This is a genomic window from Protofrankia coriariae (assembly GCF_001017755.1).
Lineage (GTDB): Bacteria > Actinomycetota > Actinomycetes > Frankiales > Frankiaceae > Protofrankia > Protofrankia coriariae.
Genome location: NZ_JWIO01000009.1, coordinates 176,061 through 182,701 on the forward strand (window position 1 = coordinate 176,061; position 6,641 = coordinate 182,701).

At 67.9% G+C, this 6,641-nt stretch carries 5 protein-coding genes; 1 reads left to right on the forward strand and 4 read right to left on the reverse strand.

The features are described from left to right. Positions 1-588: 588 nt before the first annotated feature. Positions 589-810: a hypothetical protein gene (locus tag FrCorBMG51_RS08210; protein ID WP_047222518.1), complete on the reverse strand. Its 222-nt coding sequence runs from the start codon at positions 808-810 to the stop codon at positions 589-591. Between the two features lie 719 nt (positions 811-1,529). Between FrCorBMG51_RS08210 and FrCorBMG51_RS08215 the strand changes: the two genes are divergently transcribed. Next, on the forward strand, positions 1,530-2,306 hold the full coding sequence (locus tag FrCorBMG51_RS08215) for a FadR/GntR family transcriptional regulator (RefSeq protein WP_086055322.1): 777 nt from the start codon (positions 1,530-1,532) through the stop codon (positions 2,304-2,306). Positions 2,307-2,524: 218 nt separating this feature from the next. On the opposite strand, the gene FrCorBMG51_RS08220 is transcribed toward FrCorBMG51_RS08215, so the two are convergent. The 3 genes from FrCorBMG51_RS08220 to FrCorBMG51_RS08230 are packed head-to-tail and all read right to left on the reverse strand — an operon-like array spanning position 2,525 to position 6,263. After that, the gene (locus FrCorBMG51_RS08220; protein WP_047222463.1) at positions 2,525-3,565 is read right to left on the reverse strand and encodes an ABC transporter permease; all 1,041 of its coding nucleotides are present in this window, start codon (positions 3,563-3,565) and stop codon (positions 2,525-2,527) included. Beyond that, on the reverse strand, positions 3,562-5,145 hold the full coding sequence (locus tag FrCorBMG51_RS32455) for a sugar ABC transporter ATP-binding protein (protein WP_047222464.1): 1,584 nt from the start codon (positions 5,143-5,145) through the stop codon (positions 3,562-3,564). Before FrCorBMG51_RS32455 ends, FrCorBMG51_RS08220 begins: the two co-directional genes overlap by 4 nt. Continuing rightward, positions 5,142-6,263, reverse strand: coding sequence for a sugar ABC transporter substrate-binding protein (locus tag FrCorBMG51_RS08230; protein WP_052914472.1), 1,122 nt, complete (start codon positions 6,261-6,263; stop codon positions 5,142-5,144). Before FrCorBMG51_RS08230 ends, FrCorBMG51_RS32455 begins: the two co-directional genes overlap by 4 nt. Between the last annotated feature and the right edge of the window lie 378 nt (positions 6,264-6,641).

Sequence of the window (6,641 nt, forward strand, 5' to 3'; positions counted from 1 at the left end):
CACACGCAGAGGTGTCCGGATGAATGGTCACGAGGGCATCCGGTTGCATTCATCGCCCGTCCGCCCCGCCCGGCGCCCGGTCGTGTTGTTCGGTGCACGATCCCGCCGGCTATGATCATCAACACGTGGCCACCGTCACAAGAACATCGGCAAACGCGGCGGACCGGCCCGGCCGCGATCACCGGCGGACGGCGCGGGAGAGCAGAAGATTCCTGACGGTGAAAATATTCGTGACGCTACCGGAGATATCGGAAACTTTTCATTGATCCATCTGTTCCACCCTCGCTCCGCGACGGACGAGGGACATCCGGAGAACAGCGGAGGACGAACAGACGACAGCCGGCGGCGCACTGTCCCGGCCGGGTAGCCGGCGGGGCAGCGTGGATGAGCACGGTGTACGGATGAGCACGGTTCACAGAGGGGATGACAAGGATTATGGGACAGCCGACATTATGGGACAGCCGACATGGCGCGACCCGGCACGGCCGTACCGGCCCTGGAACAGTTCGGGCCACAACGGCCGTGCGGGATTATCGGCCGGCGGGTTACCCGGCCGGCGGCTGTCTGGATTCGTGGCCCGGGGTCGGCTTACTTGGCCGAGACGTTCAGCGCGGCGAGCGCCGAAGCCCAGCGAAAATACTTCAGATCGGCCAGATCGGCCACCGTTCTGATGTTGAATGCCTCTCGTAGCAGCTCGCCGTCACGGTCGGAAACCCCTTTCAGTGCTGACACCGGGGCGGCCAGGATCTCCGGCAGCTCCTTGTCCGCCCATGCCTTGTCCAACACTTTGTTGAGATCGATGGCAGCCATGCTTCCTCCTGCGTCCGACGGTCCCGCCATCCGGCCGGCGGCTCCGGTGTCCACAAGTATGATGCCGCACCCGGAAACGCACCACCGACACCCACTTCCCGGACGCCCGCCGGGTGGCAGATTCTTCGGACCATACGTCCACACCGATGAAATCCGGGAAATTCTTCTGAAACCGGTAGAATGCCCTGGGTAATCTGACTGGTAGGGCTTCCCAGCGGTCGGCCCGTGAGCGGCGGACCGGCAGGAAAAACTCGCCGTGGCGGCCGCCNTCGCCGTGGCGGCCGCCGCTTCCCGTCCGCCGGCCGGGCCGCTGTCTTCCACTCCCGCGATGCCGCGCGTAACAGCCGGGCCGCCGTCGAGCCCGCTCGCCGTACGACTCGCCCCTTTATCGATCATCTGGCCCAACAAGGGCGGCCCACGGCCCTACCGCGGCCCTGGCCCGCCTCGACCCCCGCCTCGCCCCCGCCTCGACCCCCCGCAGGACTTCCCACGGGACCTCCCACAGGACCTCCCGCGGGGCAGGCCCGAAGCTCCTCCGGATGGCGCGCCCCACGCGGCCGCGCACCGCCGCCGAAACGGGTTTACGTATCATATAGGCGCTTCATTCCCGCTCCTCAGGTGCGCGGAGGCCTCCCCTGACATAAGATATTGTGTATATAATTTTGTCCTTTACATCAGCTGCTCGAGCGGTACATCGCCACGTCCGAGGAGAGGTTCCCGTGGCCAGACGACGACCTGATTCGGCTGCTCGCAAATCGCGCGCCGAGCAGGTGGCCGCTGACATCGAGGACGAGATCCTCGAGGCACGGCTGCCGGTCGGCGCGCACCTCGGTCGGCGCGCCGAGTTCATGGAACGGTTCGGCATCAGTCCGACGGTCATGAACGAAACCCTGCGGATCCTGCGCAACCGGGGCCTGGTGGGTGTACGTCCGGGCGCCGGCGGCGGCATCTTCGTCGCCAGCCTGCCCCCACAGGTCCGGCTGGGGGCGATGGATCTGTGGTTTCACGACTCCGGTACCCATCCCCTCCAGTTGTTCGAGGCCCGGATGCATCTGGAGGCCGGTCTGGCCGCCGTCGCCTTCGACCGCGCGACCACCGGTGACGTCGACGCGATCCAGGACGCCTACGACCGCATGGCCTCGGCCCGGGACGCGCACAGCTACGTCAAGGGCACCATGCGCATGCACCGTGCGCTGGTCACCGCCGCGCGGATCCCGGTGCTGGACGGCATGCACCAGAGCGTGGTGGCCCTGCTCGAGGCGACGCTGAGCCGAGCGACGTTCATCGACGGCCACGAAGCGATGCTCCGGCACAGCCTGAACGTGCACTCCGACATCATCGAGGCGATCCGCACCCGCAATCGCTTCGCGTTCGAGAGGGCGATGAAACTCCACAACGACGACCTGATTCGGACCAACGATCCGCATCGGTCCCCGGATATCAGAAAAATCTCCGCCGTTGGCACGCGCGCCCCGATGGCCAAGATGACCGGATAACGCCGGGCCCCGATGCCCGCGGCGAACGTCGGGGCCCGGCGGACGGCACGGGCATTCAGCACGGCTTTGTTCCCGGTCTCGCCGGGGACGCATCACCTGTCGCGACCGATCGCGACCGATCGCGTCGCGCCCTACGCCGTCCCAGAGCTCTCCGGGACCTCCGGCCGTCATAGCGCATCCGGCTGCCATGACGGCCGGGTGTCGCTGCACCTGGGACGTCAGGACCCGACCGGCTGTTTGACGTCCGCGTCGACAGGGTGTTCGGCCTGTGTGTCGGTGGCTGTCGCACGCTCACGACGCCGGCCCTTCGCCCCCTGCCGCCAGACCGCGAAGGACACCGCGGCGAGCAGAGCGACACCGTTGAACATGTCGTTGAGCCACTGGACCCCGGTGACGAACTGCAGGCCCTGCACGCCGGTGGCGAGCACGTAGACGGCCAGCAGCGTGCCCCAGACGTTGAACCGGCCGGGCCGCAACTGTGTCGAGCCGAGGAAGACCGCGGCGAACGCCGGCAGCAGCAGGGCCTGACCAAAGGTCAGGGACGGCCCGGACAGGGACGCGTAGAAGATCCCAGCGGTTCCGGCGATGGTGGAGGACGCTATCAGCGACAGCCACGTCCAGCGGCCCACGCTGATCCCGGTCAGCCGCGCGGCCTCCGAACTGCCCCCGATCGCGTACAGGTAGCGGCCCACCGGTGTGTGGTCGAGGACCCACCAGACGACGAACGCCAGTACGAGCATGTAGAGGACGATGATCTGGAAACCGAGCACGGTCTGCTGGGTGAAGCTGGTCCACGCCGAACCGGACGGCGGGAACGGCTGTGTCCCACCCGAAATGATCGTCTGGATGGCGGCGACGACGGTCGCCATACCGAGCGTGGCGACAAAGGAGTTGACCTTCAGCTTGACGACGATGAACCCGGACGCCGTCCCGATCGCGGCCGACGTGGCGATCGCCGCGAGAATCGCCGGGCCCATGCTTACGCCGTGCACGGTCTGCAGGGTGACCACGAGCACCGCCGACACGTTGGTCACCGCGCCGACCGACAGGTCGTACACACCGGCGGTGAGCGGGATGAGCAGGCCGAGGGCCAGCATCGCCGACACCGCCTGAGCGGCGGCCACCGAGTGCAACGTGGCACTCGTCAGGAAGAGATCTGGTTTCCAGACCCCGAACACGATGATGAACGTCGCCCACAGGTAGAGCCCGCTGTAGCTCTGCAGACCGAAGCTGAACCTGCGCCCGTCTGTCGCGCTCATGAAATCCCCCCATCGTCCACTCCGACGCCCGCCCCGAGGTCTGCTCCGAGGCACGCGTGTGAAATTGCCGCCGCCGTGACGGCGCTGCCGGCCAGGGACGTCACGATCCGCCCTTCGCGCAGGACCAGCACCCGGTGGCACAGCGCCGCGAGCTCGTCGGTGTCCGACGAGCTGACGACGACGCCGGCACCGGCTCTCGCGGCCTCCAGGATCTCCAGGTGCAGCTCCGCCTTGGCGCCGATGTCCACGCCCTGCGTCGGCTCGTCCAGCAGAAACACCTTCGGTGAACGGCGTAACCACTTCGCGAACAGAACCTTCTGCTGGTTGCCGCCGCTGAGGGAGGACAGCGGCGCCTCGGCGGCCGGCGGCCTGACGCTCAGACGCTCGATCCAGCTCGTCACCTCGGTCTTCTCCTGGCGCCGCGACAGCCGCAGACGACGCCAGAACGGCCCGAGATCGCTGATCGTCATGTTCTCCCGCACGCTCAGGTCGAGGAAGCCGCCCTGTGTCTTGCGGTCCGGGGGGAGGAACGCGACGCCGGCCCTCATCGCCAGATCAGGCCGTGACGGCGGCAGGCTCGTCTGCCCGACGCGGACCGTGCCGGCCTGTCTGGGATGGGCCCCGAACAGGACCGACAGCAGGCTCTCCCGCCCGGAGCCGGTGATTCCGGCGACCCCGACGACGTCACCCGCCCGTATCTCCAGCGAGATCCGGTCGATCGGGGCGGCCGAGAGCGCGTCGGCGACCAGCAGCGGCTCGTCGTGCTCCACCGGCAGTTCGGCCGACACCCGGTGGACGTCGTCGAACTCCGTGCCGACGAGCAGGGAGATCAGCTCCGCCCGGCTCACCGAGGAGACCGGGACCCGAGCCACCCGGTGGCCGTCCCGGAGCACGGTGATCGTCGTGGCCACCTGGAAGACCTCTTCCAGCCGGTGCGTCACGTAGAGAACCCCGACCCCGCGGTTCGCCACCGTGCGCACCATCGACAGCAGATGCTGCACCTCCGCGTCGGGCAGAGTGGCTGTCGGCTCGTCGAGCACCAGCAGCGACACCGGCGGCGCGGACGCGTCATCCCGAAGCGCGCGGGCCACCGCGACACCCGTGCGCTCGGCGGGCGAGAGCGCACCGACCAGGAGATCCGGATCGAGATCCAGCCCGACGCGGGCGAGGTCCCGACGTGCGATACGCCGCAGCTCCCCGTCCCGGACGGTGCCCCACTTCAGCGGGAACCCGGCAACCAGCGCGAGGTTGTCGGCGATCGAACGGGAGTCGATCAGGCCCAGGTCCTGGTGGACGAACCGGCAGCCAAGGGCATATGCGGAGTCCGGCGAGCCCGGCTCCAGGGCACGGCTGGCAACGAGGATCTCGCCGCCCGGGTCGGGCCGGTGGTACCCCGCCAGGATCTTGATGATCGTGGACTTGCCCGAGCCGTTCTCACCCAGCAGCGCGTGGACCTCACCGGCGGCGACGTCGATGTCGACGCCGGACAGGGCCGCGTTGCCGAAGAACGTCTTGGAGACGCCGCGGACCGCGAGCGCAGACGGCTCGCGATCCGCGACGGACTCAGATCGTGCACTCACCGAAGCTTCCACAGGGCCTTGAACTGGTCGGCGTAGTCCGCCGGCACGTCATAGCTGTCGGTCGGCTGGACCAGGTTGTCCTTCGTCAGCAGGCCAAGCGAGGGGAAGCCCGACTCCGGGGGAATCGGCAGGCCCTGGCTGTGGCGGAGCGCCGCGTCGACGACGAGCCAGCCCGCGTAGTAGGCGCCGGTGCCGGTGACCGCCGCGAACTGCCCGGTCTTCAGACCTTCCTCGTCCGTCTTGGTCCCACAGCAGCCCGCGATCTTGACCTTGCCGCTCAGGCCGGCGGCGCTCAGCGCGGCGGGCAGCGGGTGGACGAACGCGACGTTCGAGACGACGACGTACTTGATGGAGGGATCCTTGCGCAGCGCCGAGACGATGGTGCTGTTGATCGCGCCGCTGCCCACGTCCGGGACACCGACCTTGATCTTGGTTACTTCACACTTGGAGCAGTCCTTGGCAACAGCGGCCTCGAACCCGGCCGACACCGCCCCGAGGTACGGGTAGTCGGGAATGCTCACCGACAGCACCTTCCCCTCGGCGTTCGAGTCCGCGATGAACCAGGCCGACAGGAGCTGGCCCTGCAGCGCCGAGTAGTCGGGATTCGAAACGTTGGCGATGAGCGTCGGATTGTTGTCCGTGGGGCCGACGAACACGGGAATGAGCGGGACTCCGGCCTGCTGGTACTGCGGAACGCTGCTCGACCAGAGCGGGTACGGCTCGGCGACGACGGACACCGCGACGGGGTTGTACCGCAGCGCCTGTGTGAGGCCGGCGGTCAGCGTGGACGGGTTCGTCGACTGGAACGGAATGCTCCTGAACTGCCAGCCCGCGGCCTCCGCGGCGGCCTGCACGCCGACACCCACCACCTGGCACTGCGGCTGCTCGCACTGCAGGTACACCAGCGTCTTGCCCGCCTCCGGCGCGGAGTTCAGCGGCGCGGTGATGGAGATCTTCGTCGGCGGCGTGAGATAGGTCTTGATGAAGGCGTTGGCCTTTTCGACCTCACTGCCCGCGGCCACCGACGAGGAGCCGCTGGACGGCCCGGGGTTCTCGTCCGAGGACGAGCTGCCGCAGGCGGTGGCAGCCGTGGCTAATGCGACGCAGGCGACCAGCATGAGACGTAAACGCATACGACCGGCGGACCAGCGTGATCTGCCGGTGGGTTCTCCGATACATGCGCTATGGGTCGTCGGCATTTCTGCGGCTCACCTTTCTGGGTGGTCGACCCTGGGTGGTCGACGTCGCTGACGACAGGTCGCCAGCGTCGGCTTCGGACGGGTGCCGGCACCTCGATACGGCACGGTTCGATACGGCACGGGTCGCTATTGGCACAGATCGCTACGGTGCGGGTCGCCGTGGCATGGTCGCGATCCGCTGGTGGACAACTGGGCTACCCGGACACGCGGTCGGCGTACGGCCGGTGATCAGTCGGTGTTCGGAATTTCGCGTTCTACTCACCGAAAACGGCTGGTCACCCGCGGACAGCCGCGGCG

Bases quoted from the DNA above. Each gene is read 5' to 3' on its own strand.
- FrCorBMG51_RS08210 (WP_047222518.1), bottom strand. From the start codon at position 810: ATGGCTGCCATCGATCTCAACAAAGTGTTGGACAAGGCATGGGCGGAC.
- FrCorBMG51_RS08220 (WP_047222463.1), bottom strand. From the start codon at position 3,565: ATGAGCGCGACAGACGGGCGCAGGTTCAGCTTCGGTCTGCAGAGCTAC.
- FrCorBMG51_RS08230 (WP_052914472.1), bottom strand. From the start codon at position 6,263: ATGCTGGTCGCCTGCGTCGCATTAGCCACGGCTGCCACCGCCTGCGGC.